This window comes from Nocardia sp. NPDC050413, assembly GCF_040655475.1.
Taxonomy (GTDB): domain Bacteria; phylum Actinomycetota; class Actinomycetes; order Mycobacteriales; family Mycobacteriaceae; genus Nocardia; species Nocardia coubleae.
This window is the reverse complement of record NZ_JBFAJZ010000024.1, coordinates 1-19137: the sequence shown is the minus strand read 5'-3', so window position 1 is coordinate 19137 and position 19137 is coordinate 1. Positions and strand designations below refer to the sequence as shown.

The 19137-nt window shown below is 68.0% G+C and carries 21 protein-coding genes; 14 read left to right on the top strand and 7 right to left on the bottom strand.

Annotated elements, in window-relative coordinates; translation table 11 throughout:
* Positions 1 to 107 precede the first annotated feature (107 nt).
* Positions 108 to 533: a hypothetical protein gene (locus tag AB0I19_RS28800; protein WP_357153149.1), complete on the top strand. Its 426-nt coding sequence runs from the start codon at positions 108 to 110 to the stop codon at positions 531 to 533.
* A gap of 8 nt (positions 534 to 541) precedes the next feature.
* Here the strand turns inward: AB0I19_RS28800 and AB0I19_RS28795 are convergent, their stop codons facing one another.
* The 5 genes from AB0I19_RS28795 to AB0I19_RS28775 form a co-directional block, all read right to left on the bottom strand.
* Positions 542 to 1282 carry an ABC transporter permease gene (locus AB0I19_RS28795; protein WP_357153146.1) on the bottom strand — a complete coding sequence of 247 codons (741 nt, stop codon included), beginning with the start codon at positions 1280 to 1282 and terminating at the stop codon, positions 542 to 544.
* A 36-nt stretch (positions 1283 to 1318) separates the two neighbouring features.
* Positions 1319 to 2005, bottom strand: a complete 687-nt coding sequence (locus AB0I19_RS28790) for a phosphatase PAP2 family protein (protein WP_357153143.1) — start codon at positions 2003 to 2005, stop codon at positions 1319 to 1321.
* Positions 2006 to 2030: 25 nt separating this feature from the next.
* On the bottom strand, positions 2031 to 2255 hold the full coding sequence (locus AB0I19_RS28785) for a hypothetical protein (protein ID WP_084457587.1): 225 nt from the start codon (positions 2253 to 2255) through the stop codon (positions 2031 to 2033).
* Between the two features lie 35 nt (positions 2256 to 2290).
* Positions 2291 to 3076: an HNH endonuclease family protein gene (locus tag AB0I19_RS28780; protein WP_357153140.1), complete on the bottom strand. Its 786-nt coding sequence runs from the start codon at positions 3074 to 3076 to the stop codon at positions 2291 to 2293.
* Positions 3077 to 3225: 149 nt separating this feature from the next.
* Complete coding sequence (locus AB0I19_RS28775; protein WP_357153137.1) at positions 3226 to 3882, bottom strand: PhoU domain-containing protein; 657 nt, start codon at positions 3880 to 3882, stop codon at positions 3226 to 3228.
* 103 nt (positions 3883 to 3985) lie between these two features.
* Here AB0I19_RS28775 and AB0I19_RS28770 point away from each other — a divergent pair, with 103 nt between their 5' ends.
* The 11 genes from AB0I19_RS28770 (at position 3986) to AB0I19_RS28720 (ending at position 15495) form a co-directional block, all read left to right on the top strand.
* The gene (locus AB0I19_RS28770) at positions 3986 to 5080 is read left to right on the top strand and encodes an ionic transporter y4hA (protein WP_208115428.1); all 1095 of its coding nucleotides are present in this window, start codon (positions 3986 to 3988) and stop codon (positions 5078 to 5080) included.
* Positions 5081 to 5278: 198 nt separating this feature from the next.
* Positions 5279 to 6124 (top strand): ABC transporter permease, encoded by an 846-nt coding sequence (locus AB0I19_RS28765; protein WP_067498343.1) that lies wholly within the window; start codon positions 5279 to 5281, stop codon positions 6122 to 6124.
* Entirely contained in the window at positions 6124 to 6990 is an 867-nt protein-coding gene (locus AB0I19_RS28760) for an ABC transporter permease (RefSeq protein ID WP_357153133.1), read from the top strand. Before AB0I19_RS28765 ends, AB0I19_RS28760 begins: the two co-directional genes overlap by 1 nt.
* A 4-nt stretch (positions 6991 to 6994) precedes the next feature.
* On the top strand, positions 6995 to 8026 hold the full coding sequence (locus tag AB0I19_RS28755; protein ID WP_357153130.1) for an MlaD family protein: 1032 nt from the start codon (positions 6995 to 6997) through the stop codon (positions 8024 to 8026).
* Positions 8026 to 9030, top strand: coding sequence for an MlaD family protein (locus AB0I19_RS28750; protein ID WP_067644918.1), 1005 nt, complete (start codon positions 8026 to 8028; stop codon positions 9028 to 9030). The genes AB0I19_RS28755 and AB0I19_RS28750 overlap by 1 nt, the downstream gene beginning before the upstream one ends.
* Complete coding sequence (locus AB0I19_RS28745; protein WP_357153128.1) at positions 9018 to 10025, top strand: MlaD family protein; 1008 nt, start codon at positions 9018 to 9020, stop codon at positions 10023 to 10025. The genes AB0I19_RS28750 and AB0I19_RS28745 overlap by 13 nt, the downstream gene beginning before the upstream one ends.
* Positions 10025 to 11113 (top strand): MlaD family protein, encoded by a 1089-nt coding sequence (locus AB0I19_RS28740; protein ID WP_357153125.1) that lies wholly within the window; start codon positions 10025 to 10027, stop codon positions 11111 to 11113. Before AB0I19_RS28745 ends, AB0I19_RS28740 begins: the two co-directional genes overlap by 1 nt.
* Positions 11110 to 12162: an MlaD family protein gene (locus AB0I19_RS28735; protein WP_357153122.1), complete on the top strand. Its 1053-nt coding sequence runs from the start codon at positions 11110 to 11112 to the stop codon at positions 12160 to 12162. The genes AB0I19_RS28740 and AB0I19_RS28735 overlap by 4 nt, the downstream gene beginning before the upstream one ends.
* The gene (locus tag AB0I19_RS28730) at positions 12159 to 13112 is read left to right on the top strand and encodes an MlaD family protein (RefSeq protein WP_357153120.1); all 954 of its coding nucleotides are present in this window, start codon (positions 12159 to 12161) and stop codon (positions 13110 to 13112) included. The genes AB0I19_RS28735 and AB0I19_RS28730 overlap by 4 nt, the downstream gene beginning before the upstream one ends.
* A 131-nt stretch (positions 13113 to 13243) precedes the next feature.
* Positions 13244 to 13861, top strand: coding sequence for a hypothetical protein (locus tag AB0I19_RS28725; protein WP_357153117.1), 618 nt, complete (start codon positions 13244 to 13246; stop codon positions 13859 to 13861).
* 62 nt (positions 13862 to 13923) lie between these two features.
* Positions 13924 to 15495, top strand: coding sequence for a Na+/H+ antiporter (locus AB0I19_RS28720; RefSeq protein WP_357153114.1), 1572 nt, complete (start codon positions 13924 to 13926; stop codon positions 15493 to 15495).
* 3 nt (positions 15496 to 15498) lie between these two features.
* Here AB0I19_RS28720 and AB0I19_RS28715 read toward each other — a convergent pair whose 3' ends face one another.
* On the bottom strand, positions 15499 to 16056 hold the full coding sequence (locus tag AB0I19_RS28715) for a YdcF family protein (protein ID WP_084457591.1): 558 nt from the start codon (positions 16054 to 16056) through the stop codon (positions 15499 to 15501).
* A gap of 64 nt (positions 16057 to 16120) precedes the next feature.
* Between AB0I19_RS28715 and AB0I19_RS28710 the strand changes: the two genes are divergently transcribed.
* Both AB0I19_RS28710 and AB0I19_RS28705 read left to right on the top strand, forming a co-directional pair.
* Positions 16121 to 17617 carry an NAD(P)/FAD-dependent oxidoreductase gene (locus AB0I19_RS28710; protein WP_357153111.1) on the top strand — a complete coding sequence of 499 codons (1497 nt, stop codon included), beginning with the start codon at positions 16121 to 16123 and terminating at the stop codon, positions 17615 to 17617.
* Positions 17618 to 17694: 77 nt separating this feature from the next.
* Positions 17695 to 18099 carry a hypothetical protein gene (locus AB0I19_RS28705; protein WP_357153109.1) on the top strand — a complete coding sequence of 135 codons (405 nt, stop codon included), beginning with the start codon at positions 17695 to 17697 and terminating at the stop codon, positions 18097 to 18099.
* Between the two features lie 48 nt (positions 18100 to 18147).
* On the opposite strand, the gene AB0I19_RS28700 is transcribed toward AB0I19_RS28705, so the two are convergent.
* Entirely contained in the window at positions 18148 to 18630 is a 483-nt protein-coding gene (locus AB0I19_RS28700; RefSeq protein ID WP_357153108.1) for a MarR family transcriptional regulator, read from the bottom strand.
* Positions 18631 to 19137 lie beyond the last annotated feature (507 nt).

Here is a 19137-nt window from a genome sequence, read left to right as displayed (position 1 = left end):
CCCTGCGCCATTCCCAGAAGGGAATGAACTGCGGCCCCGATGTGCGCCCGTCGTCCATTCCCCGCAGGGAATCGCGCCGCGCCGCCCGGCTCGACAGAGTTGTCGCCATGAGCGACAACGACATCGCCACCCGCTACGTGGCCCTCTGGAACGAAGCCGATCCCACCACCCGCCGCAAGATGATCGAGGACCTCTTCACGGTCGACGGCGCGCAGTACCTGGTCGACCCGCCCGCCGAAGCCCGGACGGCCGCAGCCGAACTCGCGATACCGGCCCCGCCGCTCGCGGTGCACGGCTACGACGCACTCGAGCGCCGGGTCACCCGCGCCTACGACATGTTCCTGGCCGATGGGGAATCCGTCTTCGCCGCGGCCGGGCCCGCCGTGGAACTGCCCGCGGGCACCGTCGGCGTCGCGTGGACGATGAACCGCCGCGACCACGGCACCGCCCAGGGCGGCGGTTTCGATCTGCTCGCCCTCGACGCCGACGGCCGCATCGTGACCGACCACCAGTTCATCGAGGGATCACGATGAATGCCGGATCAGGGGCGCGGGCGGCGAACTAGGGCGCGCGCGACCAATTCGAGCGTCACCGCCACCGCGCACGCCTCCGACAGCATCAACCCGATCAGCACGAGCACCTGCACCGCACCGGCCTGCGCGGCGGACCCACTGGTGAGCAGCACACCGATGAACGCGCCGGGCAGGGTGACCAACCCGACCGTTCGGGCCTGGTCGACACCGGGGATCAGCGCGTCGGTCGCCGCGCCCGTGAGCACCATCTTGCGGGCGGGGCGATCGGTGAATCCCAGACTCAAGGCCGCCTCCACCTCACCCCAGCGCTGGCCGATGGCATCGAGCCCGCGCCGGGCCGCCAGCGAGGTGGAGGTCATGGTGCCGCCCAGCAGGATGCCGCCGATCGACACCAGCGTGACGCCGTGGATCGGCACCGCGCCGCTGAGCAGGGTCGCCGGCATCACCGCCGCGATCCCGGTCGCGACGGCCGACCCGAGCCAGATCCCGGTGCGGCCCGCCTGCGCCCGCCGGACGGCGGTGAACACGGCCGCGCCGAACATGACCAGCAGCACGAGCGCGGCCGACCACAGGTGCCGAAGCGCGGCCGCGAGGATCAACGCGATCAGGCCCAGTTGCAGCACCGCGCGGAACGCGGCCTTCGGCACCACGAACTGCGAACCGATTCCGGTGAACCGGTACACCAGTGCCGCCGCGACCACCATGGCCACGCACAGCACGATCAATGCGACGCTCGGTTCCACCGTCATCAGCGGACTCCTTGCCAGATGTTCGGCACGCGTCGGTCAGGTGCGGGTGGTGTTGCGCGCGTGCAGGCGGGTGAACAGGGTGACGCTCAGTGTCAGCCAGAGCAGACCGACGATCCAGCCCGCCAGCACATCGGTGATCCAGTGCACCCCGAGATACACCCGCGACAGCCCGACCGCGATCGGGAAGACCACCGCCACGCAGATGGCGGTGCGGCGCACCCAGACCCGGCGCAGGCGCGGGACGAGCGCGATCGCCACCACCCCGACGACCGCCGCCGACCCGAGCGAATGTCCCGACGGATACGACAGACTCAGCTCGGTGACCAGCCGTGACTCCATCGGCGGACGATGCCGGTCGACGATCCGCTTGATGCCCCACACCAGCGCGCCCGCGCCGAGCGAGGTGACACCGACCAGCGCGGCCACCGGCAGATCGCGCCGGGCGAGCAACCAGATCACCGTGACGACGGCCAGAATCGTCATCGCCACGGTGCCGCCGAGGTCGGTGATCACCCGCGCCACCGTGGTCAGCGGTTCGCTGCGATGCGCGATCATCCAGTCGAGCACCCGCACATCCCACGGTGTGCCGTCCATATTGCCGACGACCACCCAGGTGAGCAGTCCGAACAGGGCGAGGGCAGTGGCGACGAGCGCGGCCGCGAGCGGTATCCGGTGGCCGAGCCCGGACCAGGCGACCCGGGGGGAGTGGTAGTCGATGGGCATGACTACCAGATTGCCAGCCGGACGCTCAGGCCTCGAAGACCACCGCGTTCCCGGCCACGTCGCGAGTGCCCGCCACCTTCTTGATCGCTTTCACGAGGTCGGCGACGCACTCCCAGGTGCGCGGCGGTTCGGCCTCGATATTGCCGATGGTGTACCAGGTGTCGGTGCCGCGGTAGCGGACCAGGCCTTTACCCGCGTCGTCGAGCATGACGTCGAGCTCGCCCGACACCGTCCCTTCCTCTTCGGTCATGACGGCGCATTCGGCGGTGATCTCGATGGGCTCGCTTATTTGAACTCTCCTCGGCGGAGGCAGTCGTCGACTGCGGTGCGCAACGCGGTGTGCTCGGCGGTATCAACGGTCAGTGCGTACTTTATCTTGACCTTCACGTAGTGCTCGATATAGGCACACCGGAAGTTGCCCGGCGGCAGGTAGTTCGCGGGGTCCTGGTCACCCTTGGACCGGTTGGCCGACGGGTCGGCGGCGACCAGGTTCATCGCGTCGTTGGCGATGCGGCGGCGGGTGTCCTCGTCGCGGTCGGCGGCACCGGAACGCCAGGCTTCGGCGAGGGCGACGATGTGTTCGGCGTCGACCTTCGACGGGTCGGTGATGAACTTGTAGGGCCCGAGCTGCCCGGTCTTCTTGTCGATGAAGCCGTAGCGGTCCTGCCAGCCCGCACCCGTTGGCACTGTCAGTTCACAGGTTTTGGGGTCGAGGGTGACCTTGCCCGTGGCGTCGCGCAGCATCATCACGTCGCGGCTGGTGCATTTGGTGTACGTGGCGAGGTCGCCGGTGAAGCCGTGTTCGGGCTTGTTGGTGTCCCAGTGCGGGAACTTCTCGCGGGTGTAGCCCGTCATCGGGCCTTCCTTGGCGACGACGAGGGTGGCGACCAGATCGCCGATCTCCTTGCCCGACACCGTGGCCGCGCCCGCCGAGCCGGGGCCGGGGGCGGTCGGATTCACCTTGTCCAGCAACGAATTCGCGACTGTCACCACCAGCGCGACAACCATCGCGGCGGCCAGTGCGAGCACCGCGCGCCCGACCGGTGAGCCGCTGACCGAGGACCACTTCATGCCCGTACCACCTGTGCCTTCGTCGAACTGCGAACCGGCACAACCTACGGGGCGAATACCGGTCCGTCGGTCATTGTCGCCTATGACATTCGGCACAGGCCAGGGCAAACGGATTGCAGCTCAATAGCGTTCGCCTATCACGTACCCGATCAGTCGGGTAGCGAACCGGATTCGGTGGGAATTCCGGTGTCCAGGAAGCGGATCAGCCGGGCGATGCGGGCGGCGTGATCCACGCAACGCTGGAACTGACTGCCCAGCAGGGCCAGATCGATGGCGGCCGCGGTATCGATACCGGCTTCGGCTGCGGTGAGTACGGAGTTCAGCTGTTTGAACAGGTCCTCCATGGCGGCCGCGTCGGAACCGTCGTCCTCGACGAATCGGCCCGTGGCGACCGAATCACTGACCCGGGCAACACATTCGGCGGCCAGCCCGCCCATCGCCACCAGCGCCTGGATCACGGGGGCCGGTGCGACGGCGTCGGGGTGCGCGCGATACACGTACTGTCCCGCGGCTTCCGTGCGCCGCCCGATGCGCGAGAGTTCACCGGCCACCTGGATGGCGGTGACCACGTGGCGCAGGTCGCGGGCGACGGGCGCCTGCAGGGCGAGTAGTGCCATGGTGCGTGACTCGCAGGCGGCGAACATCTGCTGTAGCCGCTCGTCGAGCGCGAAAACCTCGTAGGTGGCCGCCAAATCGGCGCCCGCCAGGGCCTCGGTGATCCGCTCGGTCGCGTCATGGGCCAGCCGCGACATGTGGGTGAGCTCGTTGGACAGCGCCAAGAGCTCGAGGGTGAACTGGGTCCGCACGCGCTGAATTGTTCCCCATCGCAGCGCGACTGTGAATCCATCGGCGCATGTTCGCGGCCGCGCATCCGGTCGCTGGTGCCACACACCTGGAACGATGGAGATCATGATCGCCGCATTGACGACCAGATGGACCCTCTTCGTACCGATTCTCGCCGCGCTCGTACTCGCCGTCACGTGGGGGCGTGACATACCGGGTGTGGTGGTGGCGGTGGTCAGTGCCGTGCTGGTCGGGGCGGTGCTCTCGGCGGTTTATCACGCCGAGGTGGTGGCCCATCGGGTCGGCGAACCGTACGGTGCGCTGATCCTCGCGGTGGCGGTCACCGTGATCGAGGTGGCCCTGATCGTCACCATGATGATCTCCGGTGGTGACAAGGCGGCGTCGCTGGCACGCGACACGGTCTTCGCGGCGGTGATGATCACCTGCAACGGCATCTTCGGTCTCGTGCTGCTGGTCGGTGCGCTGCGGCGCCGGATAGCGGTGTTCAATCCCGAGGGCACCGGCGCGGCCCTGGCGACCGTGGCCACCTTGGCCACGCTGAGCCTGGTGCTGCCGACCTTCACCACGAGCAAGCCGGGCCCGGAGTTCTCACCCGCGCAGCTCGCCTTCGCCGCGGTCGCCTCGCTGGCGCTCTACGGGCTGTTCGTGATGGTGCAGACCGTGCGTCACCCTGACGATTTCCTCCCGGTGGAGGCGAGCGGCGCGATCGACGAGGACGAGGGGATGCACGCGGAGCTGCCGTCGAACCGGATCGCCCTGATCAGCCTGGGCATGCTCGTGCTCGCCCTGGTCTGTGTCGTCGGCCTGGCGAAGGTGGTCTCGCCCGCCCTGGAGTCGGGCATCGCCTCGGCGGGGCTGCCGCAGGCCGCTGTCGGTGTGGTGATCGCGATGCTGGTGTTGCTGCCCGAGACGCTGGCCGCGGTCAACTCCGCGCGCCGCAACCAAGTGCAGATCGGTCTGAACCTGGCGCTGGGTTCGGCGATGGCCAGCATCGGGCTCACGATTCCGGTGATCGCGATCGCCACGATCTGGCTGAGCGGACCGCTGGTCCTCGGCCTCGGCGCGACTCAGATGGTGCTGCTCGCGCTGACCTTCGTGGTCGGCACGCTGACCGTTGTGCCAGGTCGGGCCACCTTGCTGCAGGGCGGTGTGCATCTGGCGTTGTTCGCGGCTTTCGTGTTCCTCGCCGCAAGCCCGTAGGTGCGGTGTCGCGGATCACAACCCGCGTGATCCTGTCATCGAAACAGTGGAAAAGCGACGAGGGTCACCCACCCGAAATTTTGTTGTGACGCAGAGTACCGGTTAGCTTGCTGGAGTTGGCACCGACGCCGAAGCCAGAGAGTGCGGTATGAATTTCACCCTGCCCCGCGCTTCGCAAGCGGGCCGGAGGCATTTCTGATGTCGACCGATCTGCATTCCGCGAAGACGGATTCCGCTACCCAGATCGTCCGCGAGAACTTCACCGCCACGGTGGTGTCGTCGCTGCGGACCTTCGGGCGTGCGGTCGACCTCGCGCAGGAGTCGGTCACCGGCACCGTCGCCGATGTGGCCCGCCGTCAGTTCCAATGGCGGGAGACCCTCGTACAGGCCTGGCGCCTCATCACCGTCACCGCTATTCCGGCCGTGCTCATGGCGATCCCGTTCGGCGTGATCGTCTCGGTCCAGGTGGGCAACCTCATCCACAGCCTCGGCGCCGACTCCATGCTCGGCGCGACTGGCGGCCTCGGCGTCATCAAGCAGGGAGCCCCCATCGCGACCGGCTTCCTGCTCGGCGGCGCGGGCGCGGCGGCCATCGCGGCCGACCTGGGCGCCAGGACCATCCGCGAGGAGATCGACGCGCTCAACACCATGGGTATCAGCCCGGTGCACCGGCTGGTGATCCCGCGCATGATGGCGATGCTGATCGTCGCCCCGATGCTCAACGTGCTCATCATCTTCGTCGGCGTGCTCGCCGGGTACGCGGTGGCCGTCGGCGGTCAGGGCGTGACGCCCGGTAGCTACTGGTCCACCTTCGGATCCTTCGCGACCGCGGGCGATGTGTGGGTGTCGCTGCTCAAGGCCCTGATCTTCGGGTTCCTCGTCGTGGTCATCTCGTGCCAGCGCGGCCTCGAGGCCAAGGGCGGGCCGCGGGGCGTTGCCGACGCGGTTAACGCGGCGGTGGTGCTCTCGGTGGTCTCGATCGCGATCGTGAACCTGCTGGCCACCCAGATCAGCGCCATGTTCCTGCCGACGAAGTTGGCGTGATGGCTGCCTCCTCCTATCTCCCCACCTCGCTGCACTGGCTGCGCACACCCGCGCGCCTGGGCAAACGGATCGTCGGCGCGGGCGAATCGCTCGGCTTCGTCGCCGTGTTCGTCTGGCAGGTGCTGTCCTCGGTGCCGCTGACGCTGCGCCGCTACCGCGACGAGACGCTGCGCGCGGTCACCGATATGACCTGGGGTCGCGGCTCGATCATCGTCGGCGGCGGCACCGTGCCGATGATGATCGTGCTCGGCCTGGTGATGGGCGCCTCCGTCGGCGTCGAGTCCTTCGCCTCCCTCGACATGCTCGGCATGGGCCCGGTCACCGGCGTCATCTCCGCCTACGCCACCACCCGTGAGCTGGCCCCCATCGCGGCCGCCATCGGCTTCGCCGCCCAGGCGGGCTGCCGGATCACCGCCGAGATCGGCTCGATGCGCATCTCCGAGGAGATCGACGCGATCGAGGCGCTCGGCCTGCGCTCGGTGCCGTTCGTGGTCACCACCCGCGTGATCGCCGGCGCCATCGCGATCGTGCCGACCTTCCTGATCGCGCTGATCCTGTCCTACGGCGCCTGCCGCGGCCTGCTCACCATGGTCTACGGGCAGTCGGCGGGCGTGTACGACCACTACTTCTTCCAGTTCATCTCCGGCTTCGACATGATCGCGGCGGTCATCAAGGTCGCCGTGTTCGGCACGGTCGTGATCCTGGTGCACAGCTACTTCGGGTTCTTCGCCACCGGCGGACCCGAGGGCGTCGGCATCGCCTCGGGTCGCGCGGTGCGGGCCAGCTCGGTGGCCATCGTCGCCATCGACATGGTGCTGTCGATCATGCTGTGGGGCTTCAACTCGGCGATCAGTTTTACGGGGTGAGCTAGTGCCGAATTACGGAATGCCCGGCGTCGCGGCGAATCGGCGCACCTCGCGCCTGACCGGTGCCGTCATCCTCGCGGTGATCGCGGTGGTCGCGCTCGGTTACGTCACGTACTCCAACGTTCGCTCCGAGGAGGGGCTGCGGATCGCGCTGCGCACCGAGCACCTCGGTGACGGCATCGAATCCGGCAGTCAGGTCCGCGTCGACGGTGTGACTGTCGGCGAGGTCGCCGAGGTGACCCCCGGCGAGCGCGGCACCCAGCAGATCGCGCTGCTGCTCGACGAGAACCGCCTGCACGGCATCGACGACAGCCTCGCCATCGACTACGCGCCGACCAACCTGTTCGGCATCGCCGAGATCGAACTGCGGCGCGGCCCCGGCGGCTCACCGCTGCGGGCAGGTGCGGTGCTCGACCTGACCGGCCCGAACAACGCCCGGGTCTACGACGCGACCATGAGCGCGATCCTGCGCAGCCTCTCGCAGGTCGGCATGACCGTGACGAGCCCGCAGATGGCGACGGTGATCTCCCAGCTCGCCGCCGACTTCAAGGCCTTCACCCCGCTGGTCCAGGCGCTCATCACGGTGGCCAAGACCATCGCCGACAACCAGGACGTGGCGCCCTCGGAACTGTTCGGCAAGCTCGGCCCCGCCTTCGACGGCGGCGGCCAGTTCGCCGGCGCGACCATGCAGGTGATCGACCAGCTCAGCGAGATCAAGGTGACCCAGACCGACAAGGATCGCTACGACATCGGTGTCGGCGTGATCGGCGGCAGCCTGCTGCCCGCCCTGACCACCACCTTGAGCACCGCGGGCGGCCACCTCGCCGAGTCGACCGACATGCTCGCGCCGATGCTGCTCGCGCTGGCGCAGATGTCGCCGAATTCGCGCCACACCGGCGCCGAACTCACCGCGCTGCTGCAGAACCTGCGCGGCGCGATGCCCGACGGCCCGGACGGGCCCGTGCTCAACCTCGATGTCGAGCTCAGCGGTGTGCCCGCGATCGCGGTCCCGCTGTTCGGAAAGGGCGGTGCGTGATGAAGATTCGCGGTGTCGCACTGCGCCTCGGCGTGTTCACGCTGGTGATGGTCGCCGTGCTCGGTCTGGTCTTCACGCTCATCAAACGTCCTGTCTCCGGTGACACCAACGCGCACGACGTGCTGTTCACCGATGCCAACGGCCTCAAGGTCGGCAACGACGTGCGCATGTTCGGTGTGCAGGTGGGCAAGGTCGAGAAGATCTCGCTCGAGGGCGACAAGGCCAAGGTGCGCCTGACGGTCAAGACCGATACGCCGATCTACGACAACTCCAAGCTGGCCATCCGCTACCAGAACCTCACCGGCCAGCGCTATGTCGACCTGCAGCAGGCGCCCAACCCCGGCACCCGCATCGCCGCGGGCGCCCGCATCGGCGCGCACATGACCGTGCCGTCCTTCGATGTGACCAGCCTGTTCAGCGGTCTGAAGCCGGTGCTCGCGACGTTGTCGCCCGAGGCGATCAACCAGTTCACCGCGAGCATGCTCGCCGTGATCGAGGGCGACGGCAGTGGCCTCGGCCCCGCGCTCACCGCCATCGACGAACTGGCCTCCTACGCCGAGAACCGCCAGCAGGTGATCTCCACGCTCATCCGCAATCTGTCGGATCTGGCCGACCGGCACGGCGGCCGGGTCGGTCACCTGTTGCCGCTGCTGGCCCGGCTCACCGACATCTTCGAGGCGATGCAGCGCAATATCGGCGGTGTCGCCGACTTCGCGATGAGCGCGCCCTCGGTGCTCGCGCCGGTCGACCGGCTGCTCGCCTCGCTCGGCCTGGTCGAGGGCGGCGGCGCCGATGTCGACGCGATGATCCGCGCCCTGTTCCCGAATCCGCAGGAGGCCGTGGAGGTTTTCGGCCGCCTGCCCGGTCTGCTGGCCACGGTCGACTCCTCGCTCTCGCGTGGTTTCACCGACTTCACACCGCACTGCAGCAACGGCGCCGCCGAGGTGCCCGCGCCGCTGCAGGTGCTGATCGCCGGACAGAAGGTCACCGTATGCAACCGCTGAAATTCTTCTCCGGTGATCGCCCGATCCTCGACGAAGCGGGCAAACGCGCCCGTGAGCTGCGGATGGGCATCATCGGCCTGACCGCCGTGGTGCTGTTCATCATCGCCGCGGGCGTGGTGTATGTGGTGCCGCTCGGCAAACACACCTACACCGCCGAACTCACCGAAGCCCAGTCGGTGCGCGAGGGCGACGACGTGCGCCTGGCCGGTATCTCGGTCGGCAGCGTCACCGACCTCGAGCTGAAGCCCGACAAAGTGATCATGCGGTTCACCGTGAACAACGACGTGTTCGTCGGTGACCAGACCTCCCTCGACGTCCGCATGCTCACCGTCGTCGGCGGCCACTACGTCGCGCTGTACCCCGCCGGTTCGGAGCCGCTGGGCGATGAGCCGATTCCCGCTGACCGAATCCGCTTGCCCTACAGCCTGATCGAGACCTTCCAGGACGCCACCGCTCCGTTGGCCGCCGTCGACGGCGCGACGGTTCGCCAGAATCTGGCCGCCGCCAACACCGCGTTGCAGAACTCGCCGGAGGCGCTGCGCACCACCTTGGACACGGTCGGCAAGTACGTCGACATGCTCGATCGCCAGCGCTCGCAGGTGTCGAAGTCCATCGCGATCCTCGACGAGTACATCTCCATGTACGACGGCGCCAAGTCCGATCTCGGCAGGCTGATGAACAACGTCAACCTGCTCGAGGACGTGCTGCTGAGCAAGCAGGCCGAGGCGGCCGAGGCGGTCCGGCTGCTCGTGTCGGTCGTCAACCGTCTCGCCACCCTGGCCCCGGGCTGGGAGTCGACCCTGAAACCGCAGGCACAGGCGCTGGCCGACGCACTACCCCGGCTCCAGGAACTCACCGGCCGGTTCGAGCCGGTGATCGGAACAGTGCACGAATTGCAGACCAAGTTGTCGCAGCTGGTGACGCCCGAGGCCGGCGTGGTCGTCGACCAGTCGGACGCGCGGGTGTGCGTGCCGCTGCCGGGGAAGGCGTGCTGATGCTGAAAAAGCTCCTCGGGTCCCAGGCGTTCATGTCGATCGCCGGTGTCGCGGTGCTCGTCGCGCTCGTCACCGGCGGCTACTTCATCGCCTTCGATCCGCTGAAGAAGACCGAATCCTACTGCGCGCTCATGCCCGACGCGGTCGGCCTGTACCCGGGCAACCACATCACCATGCGCGGTATCTCCGTCGGTGAGGTGACCTCGGTCCGCAACGAAGGTCCGAAGGTGCGCGTCGATTTCGAGGTCGACGCCGAATATCCGGTCTACGCAGATGCTTCGGCGACCACGGTCGCGTATTCGGTGGCGGCGGATCGCAATCTGGCCGTGCTGTCCAGCGGCAAGGACACCCGCAAGTTCGAGGGTGGCTGCATCACCAAAACGTTGACGCCCAAGAGCATCACCGAAACGCTCACCGCCCTGGCGAGCCTGTCCGAGCAGCTCTCGGGCACCACCTCGGGTCAGCCGACCGCGCTGGTCGACGGCCTCGGCGCCCTGGATCGCGCCACGCAGGGCACCGGCCCGACGGTCAACGAGCTCATCACCAAACTCGGTTCGGCGATGAACAAGCCGGATGCCGACATCGGCCATCTCGCAGGCCTTTTCGACGCCTTCGCATCGGTGTCCAATCGTGTCGCCGCGAACTGGGGCGACCTGCAGTCCATGCTCACCCGGCTCGCGCCGCTGCTGAACATGGCCTCCGACGACCTGCTCGGCCCGGCCACGTCGCTGTTCGACGGGCTCGGCGAACTGCTGCCGATGCTCAACGACCTCACCACCATCCTCGGCGATCCGCTCATCGGCACCCTCGACGGCGCTGTCCCGCTGGTGAAGATGTTGCGCGCCAACGTCGGATCGCTGCGCGATGTGGTGCTCAAGCTGCCGGCCCTGACCTCGGCGTTCCAGTCCGCCGCGGGCGGCACCGCCATCACCTACGCCCCGCCGAAGGTCGCCTTGCCCACGGGCGAAGCCGACCAGGTGTGCGCCGCCCTCAACGCGGCGCTGCCGGGGCAATGCCCCGATCCCGCACAGGGATTGACCGATGTGAACCTCGTGCAAGTAGTGCTCGGAATGGCAGGTGCCCGATGATCAGGTCGCGAAAGAGTATGCGGCGCACCATGATCGCGCTGGTCGTGGCCGCCGGCCTAGCGGTCGGCGGTTGCGGTTTCGATCCCGCCGACGTGCCGGTGCCCGGTTCGTCGGTCAGCGGTGACACCTACCGCGTCCACATCGAGTTCGCCAGCGCGCTGAACCTGCCGTCGAAGTCGAAGGTGATCGCCAACGGCGCCGAGATCGGCACCGTCACCGACGTGCGGGTGGTCCAGCCCGCCGACGCGCCCGCCGGTCGCGGTGGTTACGTCGTCGTCGAGGCCGACATCCTCGAGTCGGTCTCGCTGCCCGCGTCGACCATCGCCGAACTGCGCCAGGACACCATTCTCGGCGATATCCACGTCGCCCTGACCACGCCCAAGGACGGCTTCGGTCAGCTGCTGCGCGACGGCGGAACCATCCCCATCGAGCGAACCAAACCCCCTGTGCAGCTGGAAGACACGATGGCGACCATGGCGCTGTTCGTGCAGGGCGGCGCGATCGGTCAGCTGCAGGACATGATCGCCCGGGTGAACTCGGTGATGCCGCAGGACCCGCGCGAGACCGCCCGCATCTCGGCGGTGATGGGTGCCGACGCCGCCGACCTGGCCGCCAACCTCGACCAGGTGGACCTGCTCGTCAACGGGCTCGCCGCCAACGCCGAGATCATGCACAACATCGAAGGCGAACTCACCAACATCCTCACTCCCGAGGCGGTGCGCGCACTGTCGGGCACCCAGGACTCCATCGCCAAGACGATGGTCATCTTCAACGCCCTCGGCCCGCTCGCGCACTCCATGGCTTGGCTCGCGCCGCTGGCGAATTCGGGTGACGCGGCCGCGACCGCCTTCCTGCCGCTGCTGATCGGCGCCTCGCCCGACCTGCGGAACCCGACCAATATGGCACTGCTCACCGACCTGTTGCGCGACAAGATCATTCCCTTCGCCGAGCGCGGCCCGAAGGTGAACGTCACCGGAGTGCAGGTCTCCGAACAGGAGCAGCTGGACCAGATCGTGACCGCCCTGCGGATGATCGGAATGGTGCGATGAAGATCGGAGCACTCGCCTCGCTCAGCGGCATCGCCGCCATCACCGTGCTCGGCGCGACCTATCTGACCTTCGGGGTGGTGCGGGTCGACCCGCTGGCCGACTACACCGAGGCCTCCCTCGAGGTCGCCGACTCGGGTGGCCTCAGCGTCGGATCGCCGATCCTGCTGACCGGCATCGAGATCGGCGAGGTCACCGCCGTCGACACCGACGCGCGCGGGGGAGTGCGCGTGGGTTTCCGCGTCGGTGCCGACCACAAGGTGCCGATGAGCAGCATCGTCACCATCGAGCACCTGTCCTCCCTCGGCGAGCCGTACGTGCAGTTCGTGCCGCCGAGCACCGACGGGCCGTACCTGACCGACGGGCAGCGGCTGGCGGGGGAGAACGTGCGAACCCCGATGTCGATTCCCGAGGTGGCGCGCCTGGTCACCAAGACCGTCGAACAACTCGACCCGACCGTGGTCGACTCGCTGGTCGGCACGCTCGGTACCGCCATGACCGGCACCGAGAAAGTGATCCCCGAACTCGCCCGCGCCGGCGACCTGCTCGCGGCGGCCATCATGAGCCGCGCACCCGCCATCGCCGAACTGCAGAACAACTTCGAATACGTCTCCGGTGACATCGCCTGGGCAGGTCCGGCCACCTCCGCCGCGGCGCCCGCGTTCGTCCGCCTGAGCCAGGTGATCGACGAGTTCGTCGAATCGGTCGGCCGCGCCACCGAGGGCGACCCCGAGATGTACCTGCGCGAGGGCGGGCTCGTCCCCGTCCTGAACGAGTTGGTCGCGAAGCTGAACGAGATCGGTCCCGAGCTGTCGGCCCTGCTGCCCGCGCTGCGTCCCCTCACCGAGGCGGTCACCGCCACCGGCCCGCAGCTGGATCTCAGCGCGCTCGTCTCCCAGGCACTGCACAACACCGACGCCGATTCGGTGAAGGTAAGGGTCGCGATCAAGTAAATTTTCGGCAACCGCTGTGTGTAGGTATCGTCCCTGCACAGTGACAGTGGTCCGAACGCGGTCGGTCTTCGAGCAACTCTGCGGTAGCCTCCCTGAACGAGGGAGTCCAAGTCCGCGGCGAAGGCGGTGCGATGGCAGGCAGCAGCGAGGGCCCCGACGAGGAGCCCGCCAGCAGTACCCGGACGATCGCGATAGCGGCGGTGCTCGCCGCACTGCTCGCCCTGGTGGTCGCCGTCGGTTTGGTGCTGCGCGCGAATCAGGGCGACGACGACAACTCCGAGGTCGATCCGATGGGGTCGAACGGTCTGTCAGTCGACGGTCAGCAGGTCAGCGACACGGACCCGAACCCGCCGTGGCCTGCCAGGCGCGTGGGCGGCAATTGCTCGGCGGGCGGCATCGTCGCCCGCTGGCAGGTCGACGACGACGGCAACTGGCGCTGCACCGCAGGCGCCCCGGACACTCCGGCCCCCACGACCCCCGCCCTGCCGCCGCCCCCACCACCGGAACCGGTCCCGGTGGAACTCCCACCGCCGCCACCCCCGGTCGAGGCTCCCTACGAGCCGCCGCCCCCGGCTTACGAGCCGCCGGTCTACGACCCACCTCCGCCTCCTGAGCCGGTCCCGGCGCCCGAGCCAATCCCGGTCCCGGAGCCCGCACCTCCGCCACCACCACCCCCACCACCGGCCATCCAGCTGCCGTTCCCCCTGCCCCCGATCCTGCTTCCACCGGCAGCGGCGACTCTCGGCTGACCTGCGCGAGCGGCGGCGGGTCTGCCGCGTCCGCGGCCCGCGGTCCCCGACACTGGTCAGTTATGGACCAGTTGGTGCTGATTCTGGTGATCCTGCTCGCCGCTGTGCTGGCCGAAGCGCTCGGCGATCGCTTCGGACTCGCACCCTCGATCCTGATGACGGTGTTCGGCTGCCTGCTCGCCCTGATCCCGGCGGTGCCGAGCCTGAACATCCCGCCCGACCTCATCCTCCCGCTGGTCCTGCCACCCCTGCTCTACGCCGCCGCCCGGCGCACGTCCTGGCGTCAGTTCGCCGAACAGTGGCAGGTCATCGCCCTGCGCGCGGTCGGACTCGTCATCGTCACCGCCCTCGCTGTCGCGGTCGTCTTCCACGCCTGGAATCCGGCGGTCGCGGTGGCGGCGGGGGTGGTGCTCGGCGCGCTGGTCGCCCCGCCCGACCCGGTCGCGGCCATGTCGATGGCGGGCCGGCTCGGGTTGCCCCGGCGCCTGATCGTCACCCTCGGCGGCGAGGGCCTGTTCAACGACGTCACGGCGATCGTCATCTACACGGTCGGTATCCAGGCGGTCGTCACCGGTTTGTTCTCGCCATTGCACGCCCTCGGCGATTTCGCACTCGCCGCGATCGCCGGTGCGCTGGTCGGTCTGCTGCTCGGCTGGCTCGGGAGCAAACTCACCCGCTATCTGAACGACGCCACCTCCCAGGTGGCACTGAGCCTGCTGCTGCCGTTCGCCGCGTACGGCATCGCCGAACATTTCGAAGGTTCGGCGGTTCTCGCGGTGCTGGTGTGCGCGTTGTACCTCACCGACGCGGTGACCGAGATCGGCGACCGCGACTACCGGCTGATCGCCGATTCGTGCTGGGACGTCGTCGAAATGCTCATCACCGGTTTCGCGTTCGCGCTGATCGGGCTGGAACTGCGGGTGGTCATCGAGACCTCCGGTCACAACTGGCGCACGTTGGCCGGGGTGAGCGTCGCGGTGATCGCCGTGGTCGTGCTGTTGCGGTTGGTCTGGCTGATGGGCATGTGGACGGTGACCCACCGCTGGCGCGATGTGGACGACGCGTTCACCTGGCAGGAGGTGATCGTCACCTGGTGGGCGGGGATGCGGGGGGTCGCGACGGTCGCGCTCGCCCTCGCGGTTCCGTTCACCATCGACTCCGGCGCCGAGTTCCCCGCCCGCTCGGAGATCCTGTTCGTCGCGTTCTCGGTCGTCCTGTTCACCCTGCTCGTGCAGGGCCCGACCCTGCCACTGGTCGTCCGTCTGACCGGCGTGCACGCCGACACCCGTCAGGAGCGGGCCCTCGAACGGCAACTCTGGGAGCGCGTGGTCGGCGCCGAACTGGCCGAGCTGAAGATGATCGCCGCCCGCGACGACCTACCCGACGACGTCTACGAGGACATCAAGGCCAGGCTGCGCCGCCTCTCCGCCAAAGCCGACCCGGAGGCCGCCGACGCCGACGCCAAGGCCGCCATGGACAAGGAACGCAAATCGGTCGCCCAATTCGGCGCGGTCCGCGCGGCCGTGGTCGAGGCGGGCCGGCGTGAGGCGCTGGCCGCCCGCCGTGACCCGGGCATGCCCGCCGACGTCGTCGACCGTGTCACCCGGCGCCTCGATCTCGGGCCGACCCGCTGACCCTCAGGCGTCCTGTTCGCAGTGCTGGTTCACGAAAGCCCGGACGTACCCGGCGGATTGGCGCACATACATCCAGCTCCAGAACCCGAGCCCCGTCTGCGTCGGGCTGGCGACCATGGTGATCTCGCCCTCGAAACACCGGCCGACGATGTAGCGCGCCCGCGAAACATGCGGCGTGAACGTGACGACGATGATGTGTCGCCAGCCGTAAATCGTTGCACGCCTGACTATTTCGCGTGCCTCGCCGTCGGTGGTCCAGGGGTCGGGTACGAAACAGGCCACGCGGAAGGCGAATCGGCCCCCGCAGTATTTGTCCATCAGCGGATCGTCGGCTCCGGTGGACTGCGAGATCAGCACCTCGGGCGCGTACCCGCGCTCGGCCAATTCGATGCCCACGTCGAATCGTTCGTAGGGCGTTCCGCCGAGGACCACGATCACGTCGGCCGGTCGCAGCGGATCCACCTGCGGGTACACGAACACCGGTAGCCCGGCGACAGCGGCAGCGAGCACGGTGACGAGTGCGCCGACGAGCAACCATCCCGCACGTCGAAAGATCGACACCGCACCGACGATAGGCGAAATCAGCGTCTTCTCCCACCGCCCGTGAGCAGGCACACTGGTGCCCATGACCGACACCGCCGTAAGCCCCGAACACCTCGACGTCGTCATCGTCGGCGCCGGACTGTCCGGCATCGGGGCCGCCTACCGGCTGCAGACCGAGCATCCGCACCGCAGCTACGCCGTTCTCGAGGCCCGCGCCGATCTCGGTGGTACCTGGGACCTGTTCCGCTACCCCGGAATCCGGTCCGATTCGGACATGTTCACCCTCGGTTACCCGTTCAAGCCGTGGCGGGCCGCGCGGTCCATCGCCGACGGCGCCTCGATCCTCGACTACATCCGCGAGACGGCCGTGGAGAACGGCATCGACCGTCACATCCGTTTCGGGTCACGGGTGATCGGTGCCGACTGGTCGTCGGCGCGGGCCCGCTGGCAGCTGACCATCGCGCACGAGGGTCCCGACGGACCCGAGCTCAGCACGCTGACCTGCTCTTTCCTCTACGCCTGCGCCGGCTATTACGACTATCAGCAGCCGCACGACCCGCAGTTCCCCGGCCGCGCCGAGTTCGCGGGCACGATCGTGCACCCGCAGTTCTGGCCCGCCGATCTCGACGTGCGCGACAAGCGGGTGGTGGTGATCGGCAGCGGCGCCACCGCCGTCACCCTCGTCCCCAACCTGGCCGCCGAGGCCGCGCACGTCACCATGCTGCAGCGCAGTCCCACCTGGATCAGCCCGGTCCCCGGCCGCGACAAACAGGCCGACAAGATCCGCGGGCTGCTGCCCGCCGGCCTGGCGCACCGCGTGATCCGCACCAAGAACATCCTGTTCAACATCGGTTTCTATCAGTACTGCCGCCGCCGCCCCGCCGCCGCGCGCAAACTCCTCACCGGCCTGGCCACGCGAATCCTCAAAGACGAAAAGCTCGTCGCCCGGCACTTCACCCCCGACTACGACCCGTGGGACCAGCGCCTGTGCGCGGCCCCCGACGCCGACTTCTTCAAAGCGCTGAAGAAGGGCAAGGCCTCGGTGGTCACCGACCACATCGACAGCTTCGTCCCCGAGGGCGTCCGCCTGGTCTCGGGCCAGACGCTGCCCGCCGACATCATCGTCACCGCCACCGGTCTGCGGTTGCTCGCCTTCGGCGGGATCGCCCCCTCGGTCGACGGCAAACAGGTCGACCTGGCCGATCAATTCGTCTGGCAGGGCGCGATGCTCACCGGGCTGCCGAACTTCGCGATCTGCGTCGGCTACACCAACGCCTCCTGGACGCTGCGCGCCGACCTCACCTCCCGCCTGGTCTGCAAGGTGCTCACCCATCTCGATCGCAGCGGCGCCCCCGCCGTGGTACCCGAACCGGGCCGCAACCTGAAACAGCACCCCTTGCTCGACCTGAACGCCGGCTACATCCTGCGTTCGATCGCCGCGTTCCCCAGGCAGGGTGACCGTCATCCGTGGCGGGTCAGGCAGAACTACCTGCTCGACGCCTTGCTCACCCTGCGCACCGACCTCGGCAAGACCCTTCGCCCGGTGCACCGGGTCCGCGAATTCACCCACAACGGGTGAGGTGAACCGGGGTTCGGCTTCCTACCGTTGGCCTATGCCGAGGTGGCATGTCCGTTGATCGACGGGAAGGCCGAGCGATGACCAACAAGAACCAACACGAACTCCGCGACGGGATCGCGGCGGGCACCTCCATCGCCGCCGGAATCCTGCTGGCGGTTGTCGGGGTGCTGCAGATCTTCCAGGGAATCTCCGCCGTGGCCAACGACGATCTGATCGTCGTCGGGCCCGAGTACGCCTACCAGTTCGACCTCACCAGCTGGGGCTGGTGGCACATCGTCCTCGGCGCGATCGTGGTGATCGTCGCGATCGGCCTGATGGCGGGCCAGACGTGGGGCCGGGTGGCGGCCATGCTGATCGCCGCGCTGTCCATCGTGGCGAACTTCCTGTGGCTGCCGTACTACCCGTGGTGGTCGATCATCATCATCGTGCTGGACGTGGTCGTGATCTGGGCGATCGCGACCTGGCACCCGCGCACCGTCTGACGTCGATACCCGACGCCGCCCGGCAGTTTGCCGGGCGGCGTTGTCGTGTCAGCCCGAAGTCTCACCGACAGGGGAGTCGCCGAGCATGCCGATCAGGTGGTGCGAAAGCTTCTCGGCGAGCACCGCGAGCTCGGCCTTCTGTGCTTCGTCGAGTCCGTCGAGCACCAATCTGCGGACCGCCACGAGATAGTCCGGCGTCGCCTCGACGACCTTGGCGAGCCCGCTCGGCGTGAGCGCGGCATCGACCCCTCGACCCGTTGTCACGGCAACCCGTCGGACGAACCCCACCCGCTCGAGCTTGGAAACCACGTGGGAGACCCGCGAAATGGAACCGTGCCCGCGCGCGGCGAGCATGCTCAGCCGCATCCGGTGGTTCGGTGCATCCTGGAGCAGAGCCAGCACCCGGTACTCGAAGTGCGTCAACCCGAACTCGCGTTGCAGCCGGGAGTCGAGCGCGCTGGGGACCCGCATCGCGAGGGTGACCACAGCGCCCCACGCACGACGTTCGACCGAGTCGAGATCGTCGGTCACCACGGCCCCTTTCCAGCGCAATATTTGCTCAGCGATTGCTGATTGTCGGAAAACTGTATATCGGCCGGTGGTCGGTGTCCACGCGAGACCGGCATGTCTCCCGGTGAGATGCTTGTCTGAATGGCGGGCCTAGCGGACGGCTGACAAGTTGCGGGACGATCGCCCCGCCCACGGCACGCCCGGTCCACCAGGCGATTTGACTTCGTCGTCGGGGCTGCGTAACTTAGTTTGAGTCAGAGCGACACGGACACCGACCCGGCCACTAGATGGCGGGGAAACGAGGTAGTACGATGAGCGCCTGACAGCCAAGTAGCCAGAACTACGGATTTGCTTCCGTTGGTTCTCTGCGCTAGGTTGGAACAGTTGCCTTGCTGAAACCCCGACGACATGTTGCGGGTGGATGTTTGTGCGCGTGTTCTTTGAGAACTCAATAGTGTGTCGATGAATGTCAGTGCCAATATTTTATTGGTTCCAGCCTTCGCGTACCCCCCGGTCGTGGGAGGTTGG

Coding starts and splice junctions, on each gene's coding strand:
- AB0I19_RS28800 (WP_357153149.1), top strand. CDS start 108: ATGAGCGACAACGACATCGCCACCCGCTACGTGGCCCTCTGGAACGAA.
- AB0I19_RS28795 (WP_357153146.1), bottom strand. CDS start 1,282: ATGACGGTGGAACCGAGCGTCGCATTGATCGTGCTGTGCGTGGCCATG.
- AB0I19_RS28790 (WP_357153143.1), bottom strand. CDS start 2,005: ATGCCCATCGACTACCACTCCCCCCGGGTCGCCTGGTCCGGGCTCGGC.
- AB0I19_RS28785 (WP_084457587.1), bottom strand. CDS start 2,255: ATGACCGAAGAGGAAGGGACGGTGTCGGGCGAGCTCGACGTCATGCTC.
- AB0I19_RS28780 (WP_357153140.1), bottom strand. CDS start 3,076: ATGAAGTGGTCCTCGGTCAGCGGCTCACCGGTCGGGCGCGCGGTGCTC.
- AB0I19_RS28770 (WP_208115428.1), top strand. CDS start 3,986: ATGATCGCCGCATTGACGACCAGATGGACCCTCTTCGTACCGATTCTC.
- AB0I19_RS28765 (WP_067498343.1), top strand. CDS start 5,279: ATGTCGACCGATCTGCATTCCGCGAAGACGGATTCCGCTACCCAGATC.
- AB0I19_RS28760 (WP_357153133.1), top strand. CDS start 6,124: ATGGCTGCCTCCTCCTATCTCCCCACCTCGCTGCACTGGCTGCGCACA.
- AB0I19_RS28750 (WP_067644918.1), top strand. CDS start 8,026: ATGAAGATTCGCGGTGTCGCACTGCGCCTCGGCGTGTTCACGCTGGTG.
- AB0I19_RS28745 (WP_357153128.1), top strand. CDS start 9,018: ATGCAACCGCTGAAATTCTTCTCCGGTGATCGCCCGATCCTCGACGAA.
- AB0I19_RS28740 (WP_357153125.1), top strand. CDS start 10,025: ATGCTGAAAAAGCTCCTCGGGTCCCAGGCGTTCATGTCGATCGCCGGT.
- AB0I19_RS28735 (WP_357153122.1), top strand. CDS start 11,110: ATGATCAGGTCGCGAAAGAGTATGCGGCGCACCATGATCGCGCTGGTC.
- AB0I19_RS28730 (WP_357153120.1), top strand. CDS start 12,159: ATGAAGATCGGAGCACTCGCCTCGCTCAGCGGCATCGCCGCCATCACC.
- AB0I19_RS28725 (WP_357153117.1), top strand. CDS start 13,244: ATGGCAGGCAGCAGCGAGGGCCCCGACGAGGAGCCCGCCAGCAGTACC.
- AB0I19_RS28720 (WP_357153114.1), top strand. CDS start 13,924: ATGGACCAGTTGGTGCTGATTCTGGTGATCCTGCTCGCCGCTGTGCTG.
- AB0I19_RS28710 (WP_357153111.1), top strand. CDS start 16,121: ATGACCGACACCGCCGTAAGCCCCGAACACCTCGACGTCGTCATCGTC.
- AB0I19_RS28705 (WP_357153109.1), top strand. CDS start 17,695: ATGACCAACAAGAACCAACACGAACTCCGCGACGGGATCGCGGCGGGC.